This window comes from Chryseobacterium sp. SIMBA_038 (genome assembly GCF_046535115.1).
GTDB lineage: Bacteria > Bacteroidota > Bacteroidia > Flavobacteriales > Weeksellaceae > Chryseobacterium.
In genome coordinates, this window is sequence record NZ_JAWRXH010000001.1 from 1,206,324 (window position 1) to 1,230,982 (window position 24,659).

Here is a 24,659-nt window from a genome sequence, read left to right on the forward strand (position 1 = left end):
GAATGTAATCAATTTTGTTTTGACGGACGAATCACAATATCACCAACTTCAACATCGTCAGGTTGGCTTATTGCATAAAGGACGGCATTAGCTATGGCATCTGGGCTAATGGCCAAATTTTCCATATTATTCTTGATGATGGTTTTCATTTCCTGATTTTTTATATTTTCAGCAAAGCCGGTTTTTACAACACCTGGCGAAATTCCTGTGATCCTGATCGCTCCGTCTGATTCCTGTCTAAATGCTTCTGCGATAGTTCTTACCGCATTTTTAGTTCCGGCATAAATGCCCTGCATGGGAACAATCTTTATTCCAGAAGTTGAAATGATATTGACGATATGTCCGGACTGTTGTTTTTTAAAAATTGGAATCGCTGCCGCCATTCCATACAAAACACCTTTGAGGTTAATGTCGATCATTTCTTCCCAACCGTCAATATCCAATTCATCAATGCGGCTTAACTGACTGACCCCTGCATTGTTCACAATGACATCTAATTTTCCATATTGTTCAACCGCCGTATTGACCAATCTAAATAGATCAGCTTTATTCTTCACATCGATTTTAGTACAGATGGCAATGCCACCTGTACTTTTTACTTCTTCAACAAGTTGTTGCAATTGTTCTTCTCGTCTTGCACCCAAAACAACTTTTGCACCGTTTTTCGCTAATTCTGTGGCAATAGCTTTACCCATTCCACTGCTGGCACCTGTAATAGCGACAACTTTCCCTTTAATATTCTGCATTGTTGTTCGTTTTTATTTGTCTATCTGTTTTTCCAAAAATTCAGGGTAGCGGTCGCCCACAAGGGTAATCCCATTCACTGTTGAGTCAATTTTTGCCAATTCCCCGGCTGTTAATACAATATTTGTACTTCCAATATTTTCTTCTAAACGATGTAATTTTGTAGTCCCGGGGATGGGTACTATCCAAGGCTTTTGGGCTAAAAGCCAAGCCAATGCTAATTGTCCGGTGGTCATATTTTTTTGTTGAGCAATTTCAGAAAGCGCCTCCACTAAAATAAAATTGGCCTTTATATTTTCTTCGGTGAAACGAGGAATCACATTTCTGCGGTCGACATCCTCTAGTTTTTTATTGATGATACCTGTGAGGAAGCCTTTGCCCAAAGGACTGAACGGAACGAAACCAATTCCTAACTCTTCTAAAGTTGATATGATTTCATTTTCCGGCTCACGCCAAAACAAAGAGTATTCGCTTTGCAATGCTGATACAGATTGAACTGAATGTGCTTTTTGAATCGTTGTAGCACTTGCTTCCGACAAACCGAAATATTTTACTTTGCCCTCTTGTATTAGGTCTTTTACGGTTCCTGCAACATCTTCTATAGGAACATTGGGGTCAACTCTGTGTTGATACAACAAATCTATATAATCTGTCTTTAATCTTTTTAAAGATGCTTCGGTTACTGCTCTGATCGTTTCGGGCCTGCTGTCTAAACCTACTGCCGGGCTGGCATCTTTACAACCAAATTTTGTAGCGATTACAACGTCTTTTCTATAAGGTTGTAATCCTTCGCCAACAAGCTCTTCGTTGGTGTAAGGTCCGTAAGCTTCTGCAGTATCAAAAAATGTGACACCTCTTTCAACTGCGTTATGTAGTAGTGTGATAGCCTCTTTTTTATCAAGACCTTTACCGTCTAAAAAGTTTAAGCCCATACAGCCAAAGCCTAATGCGGAAACTTCTAATCCGTTATTTCCTAATTTTCTCTTTTGCATAATTCTTTTTTAAATTGTTTCTAAACCTGAATTTAATCTCAAGTACAAAATTCTGGATTGCTACTCTATAAAAAGTAGCTCAATTGGTAATTGTTGTAGTTCAATTTTCAAACGTTTTAAATACTAAAAAAGCTCTCATCATCAATCTACTGTAAATTATCTTGCAACAATGACGGAGGTTAACGACTGTATCTTGAAGTTTTTGAATAGTTATCAGATCTTAATATTCAGAAAAACTCTAATTGGTTCTATTTATTTGAATTAAATAAAATGTTCTTTCTATATTTATAGTGATGAAAATAGGTTTACATCCGATTCAAATGAAAAAAAAACTACCGGTTTGCCTGATAATTTAAAATCAGGGATAGAAATTCTCTGCGGTCATTCTCTGGATGACGTAAAAGTACACAACAATAGTTCTGCTCCCGCCCAGCTACAATCACATGCATACGCCGAGGGCACGAACATTCATCTTGATCCCGACCAGCAGAAACACCTGCCTCATGAAGCGTGGCATATTGTACAAAAAAAGGAAGAGAGAATAAAACCTACTTCACCTTCAGAAATTGAGGTAAATATCAACGATGGCCAAAAATTAGAAAATGAGGCCAATATAATGGGAACAAAAGCATTGCAAATGAAATCTGATACCAATAAAAGCAGTCAATAGGTATGCGCTTATTTCACATAATCGTTCAGGTAAAATGAATCCTTGCCATCATCTTTTTCTTTTTCGTCCACAAAATTTCTGTAGGTGTATTTTTTTCCTTTATGCTCAGACTTGTTTTTCTCCCGAAGGTAGTCTCCGTAATATTGAAAGCCTCCTGAAATAAAATAGTCGTTCAGCAATTGATCTCCGGCAGCTACAACATATAAACTACAGGATTTGAATTTTTCATTATTGTATTTTCCTGTATTGTTGGTCTCGAACAGATAAAGCTTATTCCCGGCATTCCAAACCCTGTACGAAAATTCCGCATCCCTGTAATAAAAATCAGTTTTCCCTAATTTATTTTGCAACAACTTCTCAAATTCCTCTGATTTTTTAGTCGTTTTTATTTCCAGCCTGTAGGCATTCACCTTATTTGATGTCCTGTTCTCGTAGAAAGACACATAATTATTAGATAATATGGAGGTTTCCTGTTTGTTAAGAGTTCCTGAAAAGGAATACCCTGAGAATTGCAGCAATGCCGCATCAGTACTATTATAAACAATAACACCTGACAGATCACTGTTTTTATCCAGTTCATATTTTTTCTCTATGGCCGATATGTCTATCGGAAAGGATAATTGACCAAGGTCAAAATTATTGGTCTGGCAAAACATCAGCAGAGGAAAAAAAATTAAAATGAGGATACTTTTCATTATATATTTAATTTGGTTTGATATAGCGACTAGGCTCTTAAAATAATTCTTTCAGGAATGAAACTAAAATAATAATTGAGTACAGATCAATAGTTATTACTTCATTTGATTTTGATCCTTTTTTTTAATCTCACTGACAAGTTTATCAAGAAATCTTTGTTGTTCTGCATCTTCCTTAAAAAAACGTTGATAGGCCACACTGCAATCTGAAATATCAGCAATATTTTTTGGGTTAAAAGTCCAGTCATCCGCGTCATTGACCAAAACACCTAATTCCCCACTACAACTTTGCCACATCTCTGAAAACTTAGTTTTTTTGTATTCACTTAATTGACCAAAATCTGCATTAACAGTAAATCCTTTCATTTCAGGATTGGAAAATTTTGTAATCATGTATACGGGCACTCCACCCCAGTCGATCGTCTTTCCTTTTGGCAACTCTATACCGGTGAGTTTTTTTTCATTCATTATTTTTTCCTGTCTGCCTTCCTTAAAAAAATGTTCTTCATAAGTCAGTTTTGTCCCTTTGGGCACTCCTATATTTTTGACAGTTACAGGCACAGTGGTAATAAAATAAGGATAATCAGGTGCCCTGCTTCCATTGGGATTTCCCATACTGCTCAATCCATCAAGTACGATGAGTCCTCCTATCACTAATATAGCGATCAGCGACAAAACTCCTATAATAATGTAATTTCTTTTTCTCATTTATTCTTTAAAGTTGGGCTTTGATTGGTGAATCTATGTAAATAATCAACAACCGCAATCTCCATCATTGCATTGAGGCTAATTTAACTCATTTTTTATACCACAAAAGAATTATTTTGGTACTCTCGTATTCTGAAAAGTAGCGTAAGAAGTTTTTGTAACAATCAAAAAGTAATAGTTTACCGATAAGACTTTAAATATTAAATCATCCCACTTGTAATTTACTAATTGATTTTGGTAGAAAATTCATTGATCGGCAATCTGGCTTTTGGAGCCGATGCCAGAAAATCATTAGTAGCATCCCGATAGCCCAATGACATGATGACGGAGGCATGAAGACCTTTTTCCGAAAGGCCTAACACTCCATCAAACAATTTCGGATCAAACCCTTCCATAGGTGTTGCATCCACTTTAAGTTCTGCCGCCGCAATCAAAGCTGTTCCCAAACCGATATACGCTTGTTTGTCCGACCAGATTGTATTTTGTTCGGGCGTCTGAGTAGAGAAATAATCTATCAACGTATCTTTCAGTATCTTCAAACCTCCTTTTTCCAAATCTCGTTGTTGTTCGATCATCACAACATATTCTGTGATGTAATCAGTGGTTATTTCATTGAATCCTGCAAAAACCAATAAATGGGAAGAAGCGTGGATCTGTGCATTGAATGAACCTTCTCCTAATCTTTCTTTTACCTCCGGATTGGTAATGACAAACAATCGGTAAGGCTGTATTCCACAGGATGACGCAGTTAGATTGACGGCTTCGATAATCCGGTCGATTTTATCTTCGCTAACTGCTTCCTCTGAGTATTTCTTAACCGCATACCGCCATTGTAAATTTTTGATTAGATCCATTTTTTGTTGTTTATAAATTAGATTGGCAAAGTTATATTTTCAATGTGTATCTTTGTAACTAAGTGACAAAAAGTTATAGTGACAAACAGGTAACCAAGTGAACGGTATGGAACAGGAATTTGATTTGGTAAAAGATTGCAGCCAAAAAATATTGGCAATCAGTGATACAATGGAAATTTTAAACGGAAAATGGAAAATGTCCATCATTGCATGCTTATGTTATAAGCCGATGAGGTATTCTGAATTGCTGAAAGAGGTAAAAGGTATTTCCGGAAAGATGCTCAGCCGTGAGTTGAAAGACCTGGAGACCAATGAATTGATCAACCGTCATGTACTGAACACAGCACCTGTTGCTGTCGAATACCAGATTACCGACTATGGAAAATCACTTAAACAATTGACCAATACGATTGCAGACTGGGGATTTATTCATAGACAACGTATTATTTCCGGTATGAAGTCCAAAACTGAAAAGCAAATTGTAAAATGATTTTTACACACGCCGAACTATTAAAATAATCTTCTACCTACACTCATAATAAATGGCCAACAATCATAAATCAATTTACAGTGCACTTGCAGCCAACCTGTTGATTGCCTTAACAAAGTTTATTGCCGGAGCATTTACCAACAGTTCTTCCATGATCTCTGAGGGAATCCACTCAACTGTTGATACCACCAACCAGCTGTTGCTTTTATATGGGTTGAAAAGAAGTAAGAAAGCAGCGGATGAATCTCATCCCTTCGGATATGGCAAGGAACTCTATTTCTGGTCTTTTGTCGTTTCTATCTTAATATTTGGCCTAGGTGGAGCCTTGTCTATTTACCAGGGAATTTCTCACATCATAGAACCTGAAGTGATGAAAGATCCGTTCTGGAACTATACTGTTTTGGTACTCTCTTTAATTTTCGAAGGAACTTCCCTATTTATCGCCGTCAAAGAATTTAACAAGACCCGTAATGGTATGAAATGGTGGGATGCGATCATCAAAAGTAAGGATCCCGCAAGCTTTCTCGTTGTTTTCGAAGACGGTGCGGCAGTAGCTGGATTAATCGTTGTGATGGTATTGATGGGGATCAGCCATTCATTTCAGATTCCGGAATTGGACGGTCTTGCATCGGTTATTGTAGGACTCATACTGGTATTTGTTTCTTTTATCCTGGCGAGGGAAAGTCGAAGCTTATTGATGGGAGAAGGCATAACTCCTGAAACAAGAGAAAAGATCGCAAATCTTGCGGAGAAAGATGTTGCTGTTGTCAGAACAAAAAATATACTGTCAACTTACCAGTCACCAGAGGAAGTTGTATTGATGCTTATTATCGATTTTGAAGACCACCTGGATACGGAAGAGATCACCGAAGCCATACAGCGAATTCGAGGGCATATAAAAAATGAGTTTCCATTGGTAAGGTTTGTTATTATTCAGCCTGAATAAATTATAATCGAAAACCTGCTACAACCACATTAGGATGTTGGTTTCGATCCGCTTCAGAGAAAAGGACAAATTTTAGTCAGACGGTATCGGTCACAATTTTTTATAATGTAAAAAATCAATCATTATTTCGTTTTTATATTCAAGTGAACATTATAATAAAAGTTAAAATCATGCCATAAAAGACTCTATTCAATATAGTACTAACAATTAAAATCAATTTCTTTTAAGATACTGTCCTATATTTCATTTTTGGTATTCAAAAAAACCAGACAGAGGTCATACTATTGATTTAGTTATCCATTTTTACTTATTATATTTACGTTAACTAGTATCAGCAAAAAATAAAAACTAGAAAATCGCTTGTTTTCAATAAATTATGTGTACATTTGTAAAATAATCAGGCTCCTGCCGACGCTTCTTCTGAAATTTTTGAACTTACAATTCCCTATCAGTCTTCGCTTTTACAGCCGCTAATTTTGTCATCAATTTAACAGGTGCAGTACCATTTCATCTTGAATATTTCAAGATTCTAAAAAATACCAACATCATTTCTTGTTCACAAATCGATTTATTACAGTTTTGACGTAATTATCAATCCCGTAATGGCAATAGCCAAAAATAATTTATCAGTAAATACAACAATTTTATAATACAATACAATGCAACAAGGAACAGTAAAATTCTTTAACGAAACTAAAGGATTTGGTTTTATTTCACCTTCAAATGGAGATCCAGATGTCTTCGTACATACTTCAGGTTTAGTTAATGATATTCGTGAAAACGATGTCGTAACATTTGACCTACAAAACGGAGCAAAAGGCGTTAACGCAGTTAACGTAAAAATAGCTTAAATTAAAAAACTGTTTTGATCTAATCATCATCACAGGTATGGCAACAGCCAAAAACGATTTTTAAGTAAATACAACAATTTTATAATACAATACAATGCAACAAGGAACAGTAAAATTCTTTAACGATGCCAAAGGATTTGGTTTTATTACACCTTCAAATGGAGGTCCAGATGTTTTCGTACATACTTCAGGTTTAGTTAATGATATTCGTGAAAATGATGTCGTAACATATGACGTACAAAACGGTAACAAAGGCGTTAACGCAGTTAACGTTAAAATAGCTTAAATTAAGAAGAAAGCTTATAATAGCTTTTTTCTCAATATAATAATTAGCAGAGAACTATAAACGTTCTCTGCTATTTTTTTTAATAAGAGAAAGCAACTGCTATTTTTAATATTAATTAATAAAATATTTAGGTATTATTCTATATTAAAATTTATAAACTAAAGCATTGATATTCATACCGGCCCCAACAGAAGCAAATAATATGGTATCATTCTCGTTGATCTCATGAGCCTCAAGTTCTTTATTTAAAATCATTGAGAGTAAAGTTGGTATCGTTGCAACACTGCTATTCCCTAGTTTATTAATGATCATAGGCATAATATCTTTAGATACTGCTGTATCATATAATTTGTAAAAACGCTTTACAATTTCTTCATCCATTTTCTCATTAGCCTGGTGAATAATAATTTTGCTCAATTCATTTATCTTATATCCACTATCATCAAGACATTTTTTCATGGCTTCAGGTACATGTAAAAGAGCAAATTCATATATTTTTCTTCCGGTCATTTTGATGAATTTCGTATCTGACAAGTTCTCCGTATTATTAGATTATCCAAAATACAGATAATCTTTCTCTTTGAAAGTGTGAGAAGCCGAAACATGCGATTTAATACCAGAATCACCCTCTGTCGCCTGGATAACTACTGCCCCCGCACCATCTGCATAAATCATACTGTCCCGATCATGAATATCAGCTACTCGAGATAAGGTTTCTGCTCCTATAACCAAACAAGTTTTAGCAATACCGGCTTTAATAAATGCATTGGCTTGTATTACCCCTTCAACCCATCCGGGACATCCAAATATCACATCATAAGCAACACAGTAATTATTTTTAATTCCCAGCTGATGTTTGACCCTTGAGGCTAAGCTGGGAACTGCATCAGATTGTACTTCCCCATAAGGAACATCACCAAAATTATGAGCAAATATGATATAATCTAATGTCTCCTGATCAATATGAGCGTTTTGTATCGCAGCTTTTGCGGCGATAAGTCCTAGATCTGAAGTGACCAATTCCTTAGATGCATACCGTCTTTCTTCTATTCCAGTGATTTCTTTAAGTTTTTGGGCAATTACAGCATTATCGCGCTCTAACTTATTGCCATTTTCATCAAAAAAAAGATTTTCATTAAAAAATGCATTGTCAATAACCTCTAAGGGTATATAATTTCCTACACCAATAATTTTACTTGTCATGTAATTTAATTTTATAATCGTTTTTTAAGAATATTTGATCGGATTTTCACAAACACTAAATTAAATAAAACATGTTGGCTAGTTACTTTTTTGTTCATTACAACACTCTTACAAAATCACTTTCTGTCGCTGTTATACAAATTTTCATCCCACAATCTGAAAATTTTTGTGCAACATTATAAAAAGAAATTGTTGTTCTTAACATTAAGAGAATACAAATTCCGGAACTTATTTTATCCCCAAAAAAAGCACTTTGAGCATCTATTTTATATATACCTGAAAAACCTTTAGTTTTTCCTATTTCAATCCAACTTCTGCTTTTGGAGATCCAATAGCTATTTTCATCTGTATATTCTTTACATATATATATTGTGCTGTCCCAGCCATTATCTAAATTGTAATATAGACATAAGGCTTCTGCATTTTCTAATTTTGCTCGTTTTAGACATTCATCCATCTGTGCTTCAACTTTTTTCTCGTAACTTTTTAAGTTTATTGACATTATTCTGTCAATTAAAACTTGTGATACATCTAACTTTACTGCAATTTTAAGAGCATAAAGAGTAGCATTTTCAATTTGCCCTTTTTCAATTTGATCAATACAACTTTCCCAATGTTTATAATAATTCATATTTAATTTGTTAAATTTTATGTCCTACGATAAAAACATAATCATTTTTTGAGATCGATTATTTTATATTGTAAGCTTTTTTAAATCTTTTATTAACTTGTCAAATTGATAAATACTGCTATCTAAATGAAGAATTTATATAGATTTTTACCTCCTTTGTAATTAATCAATATTTCTTCATCTGACATATTAACTCTATTTTCAGAATGCATTTCGGTAAGAATTTTTGTTCCCTCTTCAATAAATTTTACAGCTTGAGCAACTTTCTCAATATCTATCTTATTACTATTTTCATATTATGGTTATTTATTAACTTCAGTTTTAATATTTTCTAACCATTGTTGAGCAAGTGTTTCTACATAGTCAACAAATGTCGTTACATTATTAATGGTATAAAATGTATATTCTGATTGATCTTTTAAAACTTCAACATTTTCAAAACTGTGGTCAGGAGCAAAAAGTAAAACCTGTTTTGTATTTGGGTCATAAAAAGTCTCATTCCCATTCGCTTCACCTGCAAAACAAACTATATCTTTTGTGTCAACTTGTTTTATATGCTCATCTGTACAAATCTGATCATAATAGTCAATCCAATCACCCAATCCTTTTGTTAGTAAAGATTTGATAAAAATAAAATTCTGATTATCGGTCAGTATTTCAGTTTCTGTACTAAATCGATGATATGTTTCTTTTATTCCACCCATCTCATCCAAGAGTAGCTGATGTTCAGGTAACACTTTAATTTCTGTCTGAATTTGTTCAGATTTACATAACCAACCACATTTACAGCCATCCTTGTCATCCCAAGTATATAGACAATAGTTTGAATTTTTGTTTTTAGATGATGTTATTGTAACGCCCAAAATCGAAGTCGATTGCAGCAATAGTTTGTATACAGTTGGGAATGTCTCAATAAATTTTAGACTAAAATTTTTATTATTGATATGTTCAATTTCGACGTTATCATTTTTTACGACAAACCAGCTTACCTCTTGTTTAAAATTTTCAAAATCCTTTATATCCATCTATTTAATTTATGAGTTTGGTTTAAATATTTCTGCAAATTTTTGAAATAATTCAAGCATTTTGTTCGGATCTACTCCATCACTCAATGAACTTGTTGAATCATTTTTTGATCTTTTTCTCAAAGGATCTTGATGAATTTCCCCTAGAGCGGTTTTCATGTAGGTAACATATTCATCTGTATTTCATTTTGATTTTTCTTGATTTATTCTGAAAACCCGACAATCGCCTTAGCAATTACAGTCTTATAGGCATAATCCTCTATAATAGTTTTTTGCTTGTTGTACTATATAATGGTTTTTATTTTAAAAATATTAGATACTCAATTAATTTGTTAGATTTTGCTTAGTTAATTTCTGAAAAACTGGAAGAATTGTGGTACTGACAAGTCAATTTTGGATTGAATTGATCATCACTTCTAAAATCAATAGATGTACGAAAAATTCCACCTTCATTATGAAAACGGAGGTTAATTCAAACTAAAATTACATGATAATGCAAAATTGAAATTAAGTGGTCAAGGCTTCTAAATTTTGCATTGTATTATTGAAATGAGGAAAACATTGAAATTCGTTAATTTCGTTATTTTGTTTTATATCAAGATAATAGTAATCGACATATCTTTTGGTCAATACATTCTTAGGCTTGAAAGTTTCAAATATTTCTTTCATTTTTACATCTTTTTTAGACAATTATCTCAATGTAAAAATGGATATTTATGAGCAATTAAAAGTAGAATAGTGAAATCTCATATTTACGCTGTACATTAGGTCAGAGCTTCCGTTCATAATAATTGGAGGTAAATCTTAAACTTTTAGAATGATATATATGATGATTTTTTTATTTCAAACTTTATATCATATATGTGGTTAAATAATAAAAATGTGAGTTTATGCTATCTTTACTATTTTCTAACTCTTTGCCATAAATTATATAATTACCAATTATCATTGAATTGGTATCGCATAAAAATATCTTTCCCAATTTCCACTTCCAAAAATATTTATCCAATATCCAGCGGTTCCGCTGGCATTCACATTAATAAGATTTGTTCCACTTGGAGCTGTTTCAAATTCTTGATTAGCCCATAAATAATACGTCTTGTTTGCTCCGGTGGCATTATTTACAGCTATTGAGCCGATTACCATGGTTCTGTTCATACCACGCCCAATAGATCCTCCTGACCCTCTTAAGCCGGTATAAGATGAGATGTAGTCTGAAGTAGCCGTACTGTTTGTTGTAGAATCTGTTAAATACGCAGTGCACCATAATTGAGCATCGCTCATATTAATTCTGTCATTCTGACCTAAGGAAGCAAGTGAACCAAAAGAAACCAACCACTTTCCTGCTGGTAGTATTATTGTGGCTCCTGTATACAATGAAATATTAGGGGGATTTCCAGCTCCATAAGAAGTAAAACTGACAGTTGAAGTTGGAAAGCTTCCTGCAATTGCTTTTAAAGCAGGACTTATCCAAGTTGTATTGCCAGACGCATCAGATGTAAGTACTTTCCCAGCTCCTTGTGTTCCATCTACGATTCTTACAGCTGTACTAGAGGTATTTGTAATTTGCAGAGTAGCAGAGGGTGCTGTTTCTCCAATTCCTACATTTCCATTATTCAAGACTGTCATCAACTCTTTCGCACTCGAATTATTTACTTCTAAGGCTTTTGTAGCACTTGTATTACCTTTGCTTACAATATCTAATGCGGCAGAGGGATTATTTGTGCTAATTCCAACTTGCGCAAAAGTGACACCATTTGATAATATTATCAATGCTGAAATAATAATTTTTCTCATTTTTGTTTGTTATTTTTTATAAAAGTATTCTATATGACCTTGTGTACCCCGGAAGTTTTTATAGATTATAATACAATTAATTATTACGCAAATATAAAAAAAATAAATTAAAAAAGATCATAACCACCTGATATTCAATTCATTGAATAGTGATTAATGATTTTAAAGCATTAAAATTGGAATACCGCCTTTTTGATCAAACTCCCCCAAGTCATAAAGATCATACACATCATATCCACGGCCATCTTTTCCAAGACTGCATTTTGTAGCAGGAGGAAACCAAACAGCAGTAAATCCTAATTCTTTTAAAAGACCGGCTTTTTCTATAAACTCCTTCCAAAGTTCACCCGAATGGTACCAATGGAAAAACTGAATAATAACTCTATTCATATTTTTATCCATTAACAATTAAACCTCCGTTTGGATGTAAAACCTGTCCTGTAATCTGAACTGAAGCATCTGTTGCCAGAAACAAAAAGCTGGTAGCAACTTCATCAGTGCTTGCGTTGCGCTCCAATGGTGGCTTTGTTTCATCCTCTTCCTCCTGTCCAAAAGTTTTTTCTGTAAGTGGCGTTGCAACGAGCCTGGGAGCAACAGCATTGACACGGATGACTTTTGGTTTTGACTGCAATGCGAGTGAACGCGTGAAAGAGACTATAGCACCTTTTGTAGCAGAATAGTCCAGTAACTCTTCGTGTCCCAGATAGGCCACCGCAGAGGTTGTATTGATAATTGAACTTCCCGCATTCAAATAAGGAAATACCGCTTTTGTCAGTAAAATCATTCCAATAATATTGGAATTAAAGGTTTTTCTGATATTTTCCTCGCTTAGATCTATAATATTCTCACAGGGAATCTGTGTTCCTGCATTATTAATTAAAATGTCAATCCCACCAAATTCAGAAACAATTTTTTAAACTGTATTTTTACAAAATTGAGCATCATTGACATCGCCTCCAAAAGATATGGTGCGCGTACCTAATGCGATAATTTCCCTTTCCGCCTTTTCAGCATCTTTAAAATCTTTGTAATGGATAAAGGCGATATTAGCTCCCTCTAGGGCAAAAAGTGAAGCAATGGCTTTTCCTATGCCACTGTCAGCACCCGTAATGAGCACAGATTTATTTTTTAATGGTAAGTTTTCCATAGTAATAACTGGTTATAGTTGAGCTTTGTTTAATAGACTGATATTTAGTTTTGTTTTTCTAACTGCATATCCAATTGCACCTTTAAACAGTCCAATATAAATTCACTGTAGTATAATTGAGCGCGCAATGCTTCGGTTTTGGGATGTAGATCCATTTTTGTGGAGAACATTATCTTGCCTTTGTATGAAAAGGAGAAGTACGCAAAAATTTCATTTCCTGACTCTTTTACGGGAGTTGCGTAGCCTGTAATTCCTACAGACCAGTCGGTTTTAAATAATATGGCCATATTTAATGACATCATTTCGGCAATGTGCTGGGAAACACAATCGCACTCTTCGGCTTCTTTTCTGTCGATATTCAGAAATCTTACTTTTTCTTCCAAAGTATAGGCGGTAATTCCACCTTTAAAAAATAAAGAAGCATCCTTTATCTGTGAAAATGAAAATTGTAACAAACCGGAGGTAACACTTTCGGCAATCGATATGCTTTCATTAGCCTCGAGTAAGCGATTTCCAATATATTCTAATAAGTCCTTTTGAAATTCCATAATAGTGATCTATAAAGTTGTCAATAGATTTGTCCTTAATCTAAATCTCATTATTTATACCTTTTATTTCTTTCATTAACAGAATGAGATATCGATGGCTTTTCTTTTTTCTTCGGTAGCTTTCCCAGCTTCTCATAAAATTTGTGCAGTTCATCTAATTCTTCTTCTGTCAAGTCCTCAATGTCTACTATTTTATCACTAGCCTGTTCGTGAGTAGCAATCAATTCGTTGAGTTTAATCTGAATTGCTTTAGAGTCCTTGTTTTGAGCTTTTTGTATAAGAAAAACCATAAGGAAGGTAATGATAGTAGTTCCTGTATTGATTACCATTTGCCAGACTTCACTAAACTTAAACATTGGTCCTGTAGCAGCCCATACTATGACAAGTAAGCTTGCTCCTATGAAAGCTCCGGCACTTCCCGTAAAACATACCGCCCAATCTGCAAATCGGTCAAAAAATTTCTTTTTCATAAGTAATTAATTAGTATAATTTTTATAATACACCATAAAGAAAATGTGATCCAGTAAACTGTTAAATCTAATTTAGTAAAGCAAAATTTAAAAATTTTATGACCTCAGTCATAATTATAAATCTGGAATAATTATGAATTACAACAGTAAAGGCAAATGGTCTTAGAATTGTAGAATACTAGTTACCAGATTAAATTATTCACTAAATTATATTATTATGGAAACCAAGTCCACAACGAAGAAAGCAGCACCTAAAAAAAGCGGTAACTGCAAGAACAACATCCAAAGTACCAGCAAAAAAAGGAGCTGCCAAAGAGCTGAAAGATCTATTTGAAGATTCTCTAAAAGATATTTATCGGGCGGAAAAAGCACTGGTAAAAGAACTTCCGAAAATGCAGAAAAATGCGACCGATAAAAATTTGAAAACGGCTATCGAAAATCATCTTGCTGAAACCGAAGTTCATGTGCTGCGACTCGAAGAATGCTTTGCTGCCTTAGGCAAAAAAGCACAGGCAAAAAAATGTGATGCTATGCAATGGTTACTTGACGAAGGTAAGAGTATTATAGAAGAAACTGAACCTGGATCTGTAAGAGATGCAGGTATTATTGCTGCAGCCCAAAAAGTTGAACATTATGGAGTGGCAACATATGGAACACTAGCTGCTTTTGCAAAGGTTCTTAAAGAAAAAGTGTGCCTTAAAAATTTACTGGCAACACTTAAGGAGGAGAAAAAATGCGATGAGCTATTAACAAAAGTTGCTGATACCAACCTTAACAGTAAGGCAAAGTAAATATAATAATGAGACCTGAAATCAGGTCTCATTATTATCTTGGGAAATTAATAACAAGAAAAGCTGAAAAGGAATGACCTAAACAGCTTTTCAATTTTCATTTTATGTTGTTAGAATCGTTTTTTTATATATAGAATGTTTTAATAGTACTATATTAATTTTGAAACTTTACAAAATCCAGGTAGAAAGTAGGGTTACCTACATCAAAACCAGCAGGAATGACACCATTAGTTTTACCCGCTAAAACCGGATAATTACCTGGTGTAGCAAAATATAATACACGATTTTGATCTCTCGGAAACATAAAAGCTGCTGTATTTGATCCACAATAACTTCTCCAGACATCTCCAATACCATTAATATAAAAGAAGTAATCATTACAACCTGAATTTATAGCAACACCACTACGTATGAAGTACCATCCTTTTGCAGGAATGGTAAGTGAAATTCCTGTTGCTACGCCATTTATACCTGTTGCTGCTGTAAAGGGGTTTGTTAATGTACCACTGTAAGATGTCCAGTTATTGGCAAAAGCGGTGGTAACTGTGGATGACCACGTCGCTAATCCGTTAGAATCACTGGTTAATACATATCCGAGGCTTTCTGTTCCATCCTTGATTTGTATAGCTCCATTTGTGGTACCATTATCAATCACCATTTTAGCATTAGCTGCTCCCGTTGGAGTGGTATTATTACCTACCAATACTTTGCCCGTACCTGTAATACTTAAATTATTACCAGCCGTTACAATATCTGTATCTTGGGAAAGGGTACCTCCTAATTTCACATCGTTACCCGTAATAGCAAGACCATTACTTGCCGTTAAAGTTGATCCTGATGAAATGGTTTCCCATGTAGAATTTGCACCGTTAAGACCCGTATTGATCAATTGAAGACTTTGATTAGCAGGTATAGAAACATTTGTGCTTCCATTGATTGTTTCGGGAGCAGCAGCGTTCACTGTGATTGCAAAATTCGTATTATTCTTTATGGTATACATACGTCCTTTGAAATTCCCTACCCCATTAATTGCAGGAGGAAGATTAAATACCGCATTAGAAGAACCGTTATATGACACATGGAAATCTGTTGAGGTCAAAGTATAAGGTGTGGTACTAACTGCACTGTACTTTGCTGCCACAGAACCATTAATGTCAATAGTCGAGCCGGGAGTAGTGGTATTTATACCTACATTACCAGTTTGGGCAAAGGCAATAAAAGAGTTCATTACTCCTATTGCGACACATAATTTTGTAGAATTTTTAAACATTTATTATTATTTTAAGCATTGTAACTCTGGTCTGAATCAGGCTTCAATAGATAGAGAATAAACTTTACTTTTTTAAAGCTATATTTTTAAATTAGCCCTCTATTCCAGCTCTTTTTTTAACATAATGTAAAATTAGTGGAATTGCCTAAAGTAAAATATCACAATGCGTAGAATAAAATAATAGACCATGTAGAAACTTTTCTACAAGAAATTTTTATGAAGTATACACTTCATACATTTTTATAAGACTGGCAAGATTCGTAGTTTTCAATTTGCTGTGAATTCTTTTTTTATAAGTACTGATAGTAGACATTTGTATCTTCAGTGCGTTAGAAATTTCTAAATTTCCATATCCTTTTACCATTAAATTGAAAATTTCATACTCTCTCTCTGATAAACTTTTTATCATATCCAAAGTGGATGGCTGTAACAACTTACTCACAATACCATTTGGATAATAATATCCTTCGGAGAACATTTTATTTACGGCTTCTGTTATTTCTTCCACCTTGCTTAATTTATTAATGTATCCGTCAGCACCTTCTTTAATGTACTGTATAGCTATTTCTTCTTCGTACGCAGAAAAAACAAGAATCTTTATATAGGGGGAAATACTTTTAATTTCAGAGATCATTTTTTTATTTTTGCTCTCTGGCATATTGATATCCAAAATAATCAAATCATATTCTTGTTTGGAAATTTTATCAAGGACCTGATGATAATTTTCTGCCTGATCCACTATTACATTTGGAATCTGCGATTCTAATATAATGGTTGTTCCGGTTAATACAATATCATGATCATCTGCTATAAGAATGTTTCTAATCATTATTTTTATTTTTTAAAACTAATCTGAATAAAGTTCCTTTTGGTGAGTTTTTTTCGATAATAATTTTACCTTCTATCATTTGTAATAACTGCAATATGAGGTGTAATCCCATACCATATTTCTGTAATAATAGTTTCTCATTATCAATATTCCTCTGAAGCTTTGTATAGTATTCTATTTTTTCTATGTCCATCCCCAGCCCAGTGTCACTAATTATTAAGGATGTACTATCAACACTCATTATACAGCTTATATCGATTGATCCATTTTCTGTATATTTTACAGCGTTATCAAGTAAATTATGAATAATGGCCGCCAATATATTTTTACTGACCTCTGTAAGTATTTCTTTACTAACATTGTTGGTGATTATGGTATTATTATTTCTTGCTATTTCATCAAAAAGAATCTTTTTCTCTTCAACCACCTTATACAGGGAATATAATACGATGTCATCCGATCTGTAATGGCTATAAATATCTGCATACTCTTTTAAGGTTAATGTAAAATTATATAGCTGATTAGATGATTTATAAATTGAATTCAGAACTTTTTCAGCATGACGAACATCCAATTCATTTCTTTTCAATACCTCTTTGCTGGTTAATGCAATAAACTTTAGCGGAGTAGTGATATCATGAGTAATGGTGCCGATAAGCTTTTTTTGCTGTTCAATTTCTTTATGCAGTTTTAATTTAGTTACTTCTAAATTTTCCACTGTACTTGATAGACTTTTTGTTCTCTGGTGAATAATTTTTTCCAATTCACTGTTTCTCTTTTGAAGAAAACTAATTCTCCATTTCACTGAAAGGTAAAGCAGGAATAATAGAAATAAGAAAACAGACGTTTTAAACCATATTGTTTGATAATAATAAGGTGGAATAATAATATTGATATTCTTATAAATAAATTTTCCTTTATCAGAAGTGAGCATTCTTACCACAAGAGAATACTTTCCATATCCTGGATTAGAAATTGAAAATTTTCTATCACTACCAATGACCTCCCATTTTCCATCCGATTCGTTATCAAGTTTTGCCTCTATAGTAATGTTATCGGGATTTCCATAATATGGAACATCAATAAAAATATCCAATCGTTTAGATTCGCGCTTAAGGTTTAGATTATTTTTAAAAAGTATTTCCCTGCCATCCACTAAAGCTCTCTCCACATATAAATGCTCTGGATAATAACTTTTTACTTTTCCAGGATCGAAAAATACAAGGCCATCCAAAGTAGGTAAAACAAATTCACCGTTTTTTAATCGATTACCATTAATATTCCCACCACCATTAAATTCGTTGGTATTAAAACCAGCGTCCTTAGCAAATCTATAATAGTTTATTCTAACGTTCGTATTGTTTCGATATCTTAAAAGTTCGCTTTCCCTTATTTTATATAAGCCATTGTTGGTTGAAATCCAGAAAAAACCGTTTTGATCTTCTAAAAGAGTATGTGCTGAAGAAGTATTATTATCGATATCATTAGGCATTTTTAGGAGCTTGTTATTTTCTAGAAGATAAAATCCTTTTCCTGAAGTTGTTATCCAAAATTTACCATCTTTGGAGCGGACAATATCCCTAATTGATAGTTCACTTTTAGCAGCAAAATGATATATTTTATGTTGCCTTGATGATATTTTGTAAAGTCCTTTAATAGTACCCACCAAAATATCCCCTTCATCGGTTACTTTAAATTTTGTTGGCTCATTTGCAAATAAGTATTTTTTCTTTAGTGATTTAATAGACCAATTTTCATATACTGCCACCATGCCAGAGAATCCCTCTCCTCTCTTTTGCCTGACAAACAGCATATAATACTTATTCCCATCAAAAAAAAAGTCAGTTAAGATATTCTTTTTTTCAAAAACACGAAAGAAATCCTGATAACCAGCATTTTTTTTATAGATAAGAAGAGTGTCTTCCTTTCTGGTAACAATATTTCCATATTTATCAAAATCCAAAAAATATGAACTTGCTTTTTTGAAATTCTTACTTTCTACAAAGCCGTTTCTGTTAAAGATTTCTCCATTTGGCGTTATTACACAAGAGTCATTATAAGGTCTGACAGAATAAAAAATTGACGAAGATGGCAAAGATTTTCTTTTTGAAGAAACAAAATCCGATAAACTTAAAACTTTTAATCCGTCGGTACTACTACCGAGATATAGCTTTTTATAATTTTCATCATAATATATGCTATTTAAGTTATTCTCAAGTATACTATCCGTTTCTACCAGTTTTGCTGTATTGAGTTGGACCTTGCTGTAAGAACATGTATAAATAATGTTATTATTTAAAATAAAAACCTGGCCGTTAGTCCTGCTCCAAAATATTTTACTTTTACTATCTGTAAGGAGCGGTAAGTTGTAAATCCCGGTAATTTCTCCCTCTTCTATCTTTTTAACCTTTTTTGATTCGTAATCGATATAAAATAACAATTCATTGATAGCAAAAACACTGGGATTATATTTGAGAAAAGGCTTTAGTTTTAAATTTTTTATAACCTTGGAACACCGATCTTCATATGTAAATGAATTTTCTGTCATAAAGTACTTCCCTTTTTTGAAATCCATGAAAAAAAAGACTCCAGGTGAAGGACTATAGCTATAATTTGAAGAATATAAATAATAATTGACATTATCCTTAACAATAACGGTCGAGGTCCTTTTTACATTGCCAAATACTTTTGGAACTTTTCTTTCTATAAGTACAGTTTTTCCATGGTCTGCTACGGTAAAGATACTATCCTTCTCAGGATTTCCGTAGAAAAAAGTAAAACGTTGGCTGCTTAATGGAAAACTTTTATAAACCAGAAAGTGCAGACCATCATATCTTACAATTCCATTTTCTGTAGTGAGCCAAATAAAGCCATACCGGTCTTTTATAATATCTTTTATGCTGTTCTGGGGAAGACCGTTGTCCGTATTATAAAATTGAATGTTATAGCGCTGAGAATAGGTTGAAAAAAAACATGTAAAAAGAATAAATATGAAAAAAAATTTGTACAAATCGGCCCTTTTTAAAAACTAGGTAAAGATAATGCATTTTTATAATGATTTTTAAACATTTCCTACTATTTTTCAACTAATATTATAAGTTACATACTATTTATAAACATTTCATATAGTTCAATTGATGAGCAGATTGTACCTTACCAAAATACAGGACTAAAATCAATTAAATTATTGAAAAACGGAACAATAAAAACATATTCAGGATTTCCGCAAGGAATATCAACCACAAAAGCAGAGACTATCAATAAAGATCTTTTGGAATTTATTAAAGCTTAAACTCATTCTGAATATAAAGTGTAATGGTGAACTTATCGATTCACCATTTTTAGTTTTCAGAGACTAATTGATATCACTGACTAATAATTCATCTACAAAGTTTCGATATAGAAACTGGAACTCTTTTATATTCAATGCTTTATTGAATACAAGGGACAAATCAGGGACTGCTTTGCACAAACCCAAATTAGTCTAAACAAAGTTACGATATATATAATATTAAAGCAAAGCTAGACCCCAATAATTGAAATTTATTGAAATCAAATCTCAGTATATTTCGCCTTTTATTTGAAAGAATTTTATCCTTTCTTATAGGACGAAATATTTGCTAAAATGTAAAATAAATATTGTTAGTTATTTCGTCTAATTATTCGTGTAGATTGTAAGTAGGTATGTACCAAAACTTAAATTTACACTTAGATCCCATATGACACTGCAATTTTGCATTCAACTGAGCAAAAGATTTAAACCTAGCAGTGAGGGACTCAAGAACGCAAAAAAAGATGCTTGAACGTACTCAAATCGCTATACCAAACACAGATCGACTTCAAATGCTAAATTTGGAAGTGGAGCTCTCATTCAACTTAAATTCAATCATTTACATTTTTTAATGCTAGCAAAAATTACGCATAGGCTCCAAAAAAAACATCGAATTATTCAACTTGCTATATTTATTAATAGTCAATTTCTTAAGAAGTTTTCTAGATATGATCAACAAAACTAACTTAACCTCTTATAACATTATACAATTTAAAACAACTAGGATCCGAAATTTCAGATGACAGAAAAATGCACAAATCGACCTGGAACCAGTGTAGATCACCATGTTTTATATGCTTGTTGTTAGCTTTCAAAGTTGAGCATTACGTCAATCTAATTTATATAACTTTCGTAAGCTATTTCTGCCACTACTTTAATATTTATTTTGATGATTGACTATTAGCTGATTGCAAATATTTTTTTATCTTAAATTTTACTTTTTCGTTGACTAACCCTATTATAGTTAGTATCGTTTTTTGAGACTAAAATTACTTATCTTCAACTCTAAACTGTAATTTTTTCTGATCTTTTTCATTCTCTTAAAGATAAAGAGTATAAGAATTGTGTTCTAACCTTAATTGTATAAAATAATCGCCAAAACATTAATAATACAAAATCATATCATACTAGATAATTTTTGATTTATCTTCGCCAATGCTAACGTATTTGAGTAAAAAATATAAAATTTTAACCTAAAACAAGCTATGGCTAAAAATCTACTTCTTCTTATTTTATTGTATTCTACTACAATATGGGCACAAAACCCCACAGCACATTTTGATGATTTATATATTAAAACCTTAACAGAAACAGCAAGTAAAGATGTATCTCTTGCATTAAAAATAGCAGATTCTCTAACTACTGCCGCCAAAACCCCAGAAATTAAGGGCAGAAGCTTAATGCTGACTTCTCAGATTTATTTGCAGAAAACTCAATATGAAAAAAGTATAGAATTTGCAGAGAAAGCAAAAGACCTCCTTAATACTACCGAAAACTACGAATTACAAGCCAAAGTGCGCGGCCTTTTATCTAATGAATATCGACAGATAGCGCTTAATCATAAATCTAAAGATTATCTGAATGAGGGTCTCAAAATCGCGGATAAAATAAAGGATATAAAAAAAAAATATCAAGTAAAGGCTCTTTTTTGTCAGGAACTTGCAAATATAGAAGCAGACGCAGAAAAATACCCAAATTCTGTAAAATATTTGAAACAATCTCTTAAATATCTTTCAGAAATTCCGCAAGACAGCATTAATATTGGACTAAACAATCAAATGTTAGGTGAACTATATGGTCGATATCTGAATAATTATAAACTTTCTGAAATTCATTATTTGCAGGCTCTAAGGTTTTTGCCCAAATCTAATATGAATACAGGAGTTTGCTATGTAGGTCTCGGAAAATTAAAATTTATACAAAAAAACTACACTGAGGCTGAAAAATTTTATTTAAAGGCTCTGGAATATGCTGAAGCCACTGATATTCCGGAAATGAAAAGACATACTGCGGAAAGCTTAGCAGAATTGTATGAACAAACAAAAGATTATAAAAAAGCAAATTTTTACAGAAAAAAACAGAACAAAAATATTAATAAAATACAGGGTAAAGCTTTAGAATTTATTGATAAAAATTATAGCAAAATTGAAAAAGAAAAAGATCAGTACGCAAGCTGGAACAGCACAAAAAATATGGTAATCGGCATTGGTGCTTTACTGTTTTTGAGCCTAATCATCATTTTCATCATTAATAAAAAGAAGCAAAAACAGGAATATCAAAAGTTTAAAAACATTATCGATCATTATAAAGAAAAAGAAGAATACGTACTGGAAAAAAATGTAATAACGTCCGATGTGGAAGAAAATGAAAATGAAGAAGAAATAATAGCTGAAGAAATGGACTCAGAAAATAAACAAACTGATATAGCTATCAACAAAGAAACAGAAGCCAAAATTCTTGAACAGCTCGAAAACTTTGAAAAGGATGAGATGTACAATAATTCATATATTTCGCTTTCTTTTTTGGCAACGGAATTCAACACCAATATCCGATATACTTCTTTCGTTATTAAAAAGCATAAGGGAACGGATTTTAAGAGCTATATCAACAAATTAAGGATCAACTACATCATCCACAAGCTGAATACATCCCCAAAATACAGAAAATATAAGGTTAGTGCACTGGCAGAAGAATGCGGCTTCACATATCACAGTAAGTTTGCAACTGTCTTTAAATCTATTACAGGAATTTCACCTTCTACCTTTATTTCTTTTATAGAACTTGAAGAGAAGGATAATAAAAATTAATTTCGATACAATTATTAATTTTTACACCAGACTGTATCCAATTGTGTACAGCCTTTTTTGGGCATTTCAAAAATTATTCTCATTACATACATTCGGAGGGAAACTTTTTAAATTTTTAATTTAAAAAATGTAAAATCAAACAAAAACAACTTCAAATCAATTAATAATTAACATCTTAATATAAAAAGCTATCCTTTTTTCGAAAATGAAAAGAGTATATCTTTCAGAAACGATCATCTCAGGATAAATTTGTGAATCATAATATATTTATCTAACAGGTGTGTAAAGCTTTGACAGAATTTACAAAACACATGTTTTAAAAACATTATCTGTGGACAAAATTATGATTAATCGGAATACGGGAATCTGTTCTCGTATTCTTTATTTACTAACAAACCTTTAACCATAAGGTTTTCAATAGTTTTCATAGAAAAGTAGATCGTTAGAAATTATTTCTGACGATTTTTTTTGAAATAACGAGTCTATTATTAAAAATTCTGATTTATGTGCTTCGACTCGTTATTAAACAGTTAATATTCTCACTTAATAAAGATTTATCCTTTCTAAACTAATAAATATTAAATAATTTAAAATCAATTATTTACATCCAAAAAACTTTCTATTTTTCGAAAATGAAAACCCAATTTATTTAAAAAACAATATTGCAGATGTAGATTTGCGAAGTAATGTCAAGCATAATAAAAAACGTTAAAACATGAAAAAAAAACTATTACTTCCCGTTTGCTTATTTTCTGCATTTTTTGCACAGGCTCAGGTAGGAATTCTTACCAATAATCCTCAAGGCGCATTCCATATAGATGCCGGAAGAGACAATCCCGCGACAGGTGCCCCTTCTGCGGCACAACAGCTCAATGATTTCGTCGTAAAGCCAAGCACTGGCTTTGTAGGAATAGGAACTACTAATCCCACCAATCGATTACATGTTGTTGGTAATGGAGTGAATGATCCTGTTTCTGTTTCTGCACTGATAGCAGGGAATCCGGCAACAGATGTTTTGTTGGGAGTTACTCCTGCAGGCGTTGTCAGATCATTGGGAACGCTGGAGTCACTTTCCATTCCAACCCCTACTCTTTTCACCTTATTGAATGATACAGCCAATAACTTTCTGGCTGGTGAAGGTGCAGGCGGTTCTCAGGTAGTTAATATGGCTCTTGTAAAAGATGCTATCGGTGTTGGTTGGGATCCAGCAACAAGAACCATCACATTAGATCCCGGAACGTATGAAATTTCTTTTGTTTATGAAGCTGTTCATGACAGCCCCGGTTGTGATCTGAGTTCTTATTTCTTTGATTTCCCCAATAATGGTACAATAGCAAGAATCCATAGTAATACTCCCCATGTGGTGGGAGGGCTTGCCATCCATGGAGGAACAATAAGCTATACTACAAAACTAACGAATGCTTCCAATTCTTTCTCGATCAATTTGGGAAGAGGACAGGCAGGAAACTGTATAGGAGCAGGAATGACCTTAAAAAAGAATTCTACTCATTTATTAATTTACAAACTCGGAGCTTAATGAATATTTTCATTTACTAAGTATTAACTAATAATCG

General features: G+C 33.0%; 23 protein-coding genes and 2 pseudogenes. 8 read left to right on the plus strand and 17 right to left on the minus strand.

Annotated features, from left to right (window positions below; genetic code table 11):
- Positions 1-8 precede the first annotated feature (8 nt).
- Both SB689_RS05480 and SB689_RS05485 read right to left on the minus strand, forming a co-directional pair.
- Positions 9-746, minus strand: coding sequence for an SDR family oxidoreductase (locus SB689_RS05480; RefSeq protein WP_410691154.1), 738 nt, complete (start codon positions 744-746; stop codon positions 9-11).
- Positions 747-758: 12 nt separating this feature from the next.
- On the minus strand, positions 759-1,736 hold the full coding sequence (locus SB689_RS05485) for an aldo/keto reductase (protein WP_410691155.1): 978 nt from the start codon (positions 1,734-1,736) through the stop codon (positions 759-761).
- Positions 1,737-2,076: 340 nt separating this feature from the next.
- Between SB689_RS05485 and SB689_RS05490 the strand changes: the two genes are divergently transcribed.
- Positions 2,077-2,406, plus strand: a complete 330-nt coding sequence (locus SB689_RS05490; RefSeq protein WP_410691156.1) for a DUF4157 domain-containing protein — start codon at positions 2,077-2,079, stop codon at positions 2,404-2,406.
- A gap of 8 nt (positions 2,407-2,414) precedes the next feature.
- Here SB689_RS05490 and SB689_RS05495 read toward each other — a convergent pair whose 3' ends face one another.
- The 3 genes from SB689_RS05495 to SB689_RS05505 all read right to left on the minus strand — a co-directional run bounded on the left by SB689_RS05495 (position 2,415) and on the right by SB689_RS05505 (position 4,663).
- Complete coding sequence (locus tag SB689_RS05495; protein WP_410691157.1) at positions 2,415-3,101, minus strand: hypothetical protein; 687 nt, start codon at positions 3,099-3,101, stop codon at positions 2,415-2,417.
- A gap of 96 nt (positions 3,102-3,197) precedes the next feature.
- Positions 3,198-3,809: a hypothetical protein gene (locus tag SB689_RS05500; RefSeq protein WP_410691158.1), complete on the minus strand. Its 612-nt coding sequence runs from the start codon at positions 3,807-3,809 to the stop codon at positions 3,198-3,200.
- A 224-nt stretch (positions 3,810-4,033) separates the two neighbouring features.
- Positions 4,034-4,663, minus strand: coding sequence for a nitroreductase family protein (locus SB689_RS05505; protein ID WP_410691159.1), 630 nt, complete (start codon positions 4,661-4,663; stop codon positions 4,034-4,036).
- Between the two features lie 106 nt (positions 4,664-4,769).
- Here SB689_RS05505 and SB689_RS05510 point away from each other — a divergent pair, with 106 nt between their 5' ends.
- From SB689_RS05510 to SB689_RS05525, 4 genes are all read left to right on the plus strand, one after another.
- Positions 4,770-5,153, plus strand: a complete 384-nt coding sequence (locus SB689_RS05510) for a winged helix-turn-helix transcriptional regulator (protein ID WP_410691160.1) — start codon at positions 4,770-4,772, stop codon at positions 5,151-5,153.
- A gap of 52 nt (positions 5,154-5,205) precedes the next feature.
- A complete protein-coding gene (locus tag SB689_RS05515) occupies positions 5,206-6,099 on the plus strand; it encodes a cation diffusion facilitator family transporter (RefSeq protein ID WP_410691161.1) in 894 nt (297 codons plus the stop codon).
- Positions 6,100-6,758: 659 nt separating this feature from the next.
- On the plus strand, positions 6,759-6,950 hold the full coding sequence (locus SB689_RS05520) for a cold-shock protein (protein ID WP_410691162.1): 192 nt from the start codon (positions 6,759-6,761) through the stop codon (positions 6,948-6,950).
- 94 nt (positions 6,951-7,044) lie between these two features.
- Complete coding sequence (locus SB689_RS05525; RefSeq protein ID WP_047400231.1) at positions 7,045-7,236, plus strand: cold-shock protein; 192 nt, start codon at positions 7,045-7,047, stop codon at positions 7,234-7,236.
- 144 nt (positions 7,237-7,380) lie between these two features.
- Here the strand turns inward: SB689_RS05525 and SB689_RS05530 are convergent.
- From SB689_RS05530 to SB689_RS05570, 9 genes and pseudogenes are all read right to left on the minus strand, one after another.
- Positions 7,381-8,439 (minus strand): annotated as a pseudogene (locus SB689_RS05530) (3-oxoacyl-ACP synthase III family protein).
- Between the two features lie 97 nt (positions 8,440-8,536).
- On the minus strand, positions 8,537-9,070 hold the full coding sequence (locus SB689_RS05535) for a hypothetical protein (RefSeq protein ID WP_410691163.1): 534 nt from the start codon (positions 9,068-9,070) through the stop codon (positions 8,537-8,539).
- Between the two features lie 302 nt (positions 9,071-9,372).
- On the minus strand, positions 9,373-10,095 hold the full coding sequence (locus tag SB689_RS05540) for a hypothetical protein (RefSeq protein ID WP_410691164.1): 723 nt from the start codon (positions 10,093-10,095) through the stop codon (positions 9,373-9,375).
- A 9-nt stretch (positions 10,096-10,104) separates the two neighbouring features.
- Positions 10,105-10,254 (minus strand): hypothetical protein, encoded by a 150-nt coding sequence (locus SB689_RS05545; protein WP_410691165.1) that lies wholly within the window; start codon positions 10,252-10,254, stop codon positions 10,105-10,107.
- A 786-nt stretch (positions 10,255-11,040) separates the two neighbouring features.
- Entirely contained in the window at positions 11,041-11,892 is an 852-nt protein-coding gene (locus SB689_RS05550) for a hypothetical protein (RefSeq protein ID WP_410691166.1), read from the minus strand.
- A 162-nt stretch (positions 11,893-12,054) separates the two neighbouring features.
- Complete coding sequence (locus SB689_RS05555; protein ID WP_410691167.1) at positions 12,055-12,282, minus strand: hypothetical protein; 228 nt, start codon at positions 12,280-12,282, stop codon at positions 12,055-12,057.
- 4 nt (positions 12,283-12,286) lie between these two features.
- Positions 12,287-13,039 (minus strand): annotated as a pseudogene (locus SB689_RS05560) (SDR family oxidoreductase).
- 44 nt (positions 13,040-13,083) lie between these two features.
- Positions 13,084-13,587, minus strand: coding sequence for a CinA family protein (locus tag SB689_RS05565; RefSeq protein ID WP_410691168.1), 504 nt, complete (start codon positions 13,585-13,587; stop codon positions 13,084-13,086).
- Positions 13,588-13,637: 50 nt separating this feature from the next.
- On the minus strand, positions 13,638-14,057 hold the full coding sequence (locus tag SB689_RS05570) for a low affinity iron permease family protein (protein ID WP_410691169.1): 420 nt from the start codon (positions 14,055-14,057) through the stop codon (positions 13,638-13,640).
- Positions 14,058-14,428: 371 nt separating this feature from the next.
- On the opposite strand from SB689_RS05570, the gene SB689_RS05575 reads away from it, so the two are divergent.
- The gene (locus SB689_RS05575) at positions 14,429-14,848 is read left to right on the plus strand and encodes a ferritin-like domain-containing protein (protein ID WP_410691292.1); all 420 of its coding nucleotides are present in this window, start codon (positions 14,429-14,431) and stop codon (positions 14,846-14,848) included.
- 154 nt (positions 14,849-15,002) lie between these two features.
- Here the strand turns inward: SB689_RS05575 and SB689_RS05580 are convergent, their stop codons facing one another.
- The 3 genes from SB689_RS05580 to SB689_RS05590 form a co-directional block, all read right to left on the minus strand.
- Positions 15,003-16,118, minus strand: coding sequence for a hypothetical protein (locus tag SB689_RS05580; RefSeq protein ID WP_410691170.1), 1,116 nt, complete (start codon positions 16,116-16,118; stop codon positions 15,003-15,005).
- Between the two features lie 214 nt (positions 16,119-16,332).
- Positions 16,333-16,947: a response regulator gene (locus SB689_RS05585; RefSeq protein WP_410691171.1), complete on the minus strand. Its 615-nt coding sequence runs from the start codon at positions 16,945-16,947 to the stop codon at positions 16,333-16,335.
- Positions 16,940-19,957, minus strand: a complete 3,018-nt coding sequence (locus tag SB689_RS05590) for an ATP-binding protein (protein ID WP_410691172.1) — start codon at positions 19,955-19,957, stop codon at positions 16,940-16,942. The genes SB689_RS05585 and SB689_RS05590 overlap by 8 nt, the downstream gene beginning before the upstream one ends.
- 1,526 nt (positions 19,958-21,483) lie before the next feature.
- Here SB689_RS05590 and SB689_RS05595 point away from each other — a divergent pair.
- Complete coding sequence (locus SB689_RS05595; protein WP_410691173.1) at positions 21,484-23,085, plus strand: helix-turn-helix domain-containing protein; 1,602 nt, start codon at positions 21,484-21,486, stop codon at positions 23,083-23,085.
- Between the two features lie 715 nt (positions 23,086-23,800).
- Positions 23,801-24,622, plus strand: a complete 822-nt coding sequence (locus tag SB689_RS05600; protein WP_410691174.1) for a hypothetical protein — start codon at positions 23,801-23,803, stop codon at positions 24,620-24,622.
- Positions 24,623-24,659: the final 37 nt, after the last annotated feature.

Bases quoted from the DNA above. Each gene is read 5' to 3' on its own strand.
- SB689_RS05480 (WP_410691154.1), bottom strand. From the start codon at position 746: ATGCAGAATATTAAAGGGAAAGTTGTCGCTATTACAGGTGCCAGCAGT.
- SB689_RS05485 (WP_410691155.1), bottom strand. From the start codon at position 1,736: ATGCAAAAGAGAAAATTAGGAAATAACGGATTAGAAGTTTCCGCATTA.
- SB689_RS05495 (WP_410691157.1), bottom strand. From the start codon at position 3,101: ATGAAAAGTATCCTCATTTTAATTTTTTTTCCTCTGCTGATGTTTTGC.
- SB689_RS05500 (WP_410691158.1), bottom strand. From the start codon at position 3,809: ATGAGAAAAAGAAATTACATTATTATAGGAGTTTTGTCGCTGATCGCT.
- SB689_RS05505 (WP_410691159.1), bottom strand. From the start codon at position 4,663: ATGGATCTAATCAAAAATTTACAATGGCGGTATGCGGTTAAGAAATAC.
- SB689_RS05510 (WP_410691160.1), top strand. From the start codon at position 4,770: ATGGAACAGGAATTTGATTTGGTAAAAGATTGCAGCCAAAAAATATTG.
- SB689_RS05515 (WP_410691161.1), top strand. From the start codon at position 5,206: ATGGCCAACAATCATAAATCAATTTACAGTGCACTTGCAGCCAACCTG.
- SB689_RS05520 (WP_410691162.1), top strand. From the start codon at position 6,759: ATGCAACAAGGAACAGTAAAATTCTTTAACGAAACTAAAGGATTTGGT.
- SB689_RS05525 (WP_047400231.1), top strand. From the start codon at position 7,045: ATGCAACAAGGAACAGTAAAATTCTTTAACGATGCCAAAGGATTTGGT.
- SB689_RS05535 (WP_410691163.1), bottom strand. From the start codon at position 9,070: ATGAATTATTATAAACATTGGGAAAGTTGTATTGATCAAATTGAAAAA.
- SB689_RS05540 (WP_410691164.1), bottom strand. From the start codon at position 10,095: ATGGATATAAAGGATTTTGAAAATTTTAAACAAGAGGTAAGCTGGTTT.
- SB689_RS05545 (WP_410691165.1), bottom strand. From the start codon at position 10,254: ATGAAAACCGCTCTAGGGGAAATTCATCAAGATCCTTTGAGAAAAAGA.
- SB689_RS05550 (WP_410691166.1), bottom strand. From the start codon at position 11,892: ATGAGAAAAATTATTATTTCAGCATTGATAATATTATCAAATGGTGTC.
- SB689_RS05555 (WP_410691167.1), bottom strand. From the start codon at position 12,282: ATGAATAGAGTTATTATTCAGTTTTTCCATTGGTACCATTCGGGTGAA.
- SB689_RS05565 (WP_410691168.1), bottom strand. From the start codon at position 13,587: ATGGAATTTCAAAAGGACTTATTAGAATATATTGGAAATCGCTTACTC.
- SB689_RS05570 (WP_410691169.1), bottom strand. From the start codon at position 14,057: ATGAAAAAGAAATTTTTTGACCGATTTGCAGATTGGGCGGTATGTTTT.
- SB689_RS05580 (WP_410691170.1), bottom strand. From the start codon at position 16,118: ATGTTTAAAAATTCTACAAAATTATGTGTCGCAATAGGAGTAATGAAC.
- SB689_RS05585 (WP_410691171.1), bottom strand. From the start codon at position 16,947: ATGATTAGAAACATTCTTATAGCAGATGATCATGATATTGTATTAACC.
- SB689_RS05595 (WP_410691173.1), top strand. From the start codon at position 21,484: ATGGCTAAAAATCTACTTCTTCTTATTTTATTGTATTCTACTACAATA.
- SB689_RS05600 (WP_410691174.1), top strand. From the start codon at position 23,801: ATGAAAAAAAAACTATTACTTCCCGTTTGCTTATTTTCTGCATTTTTT.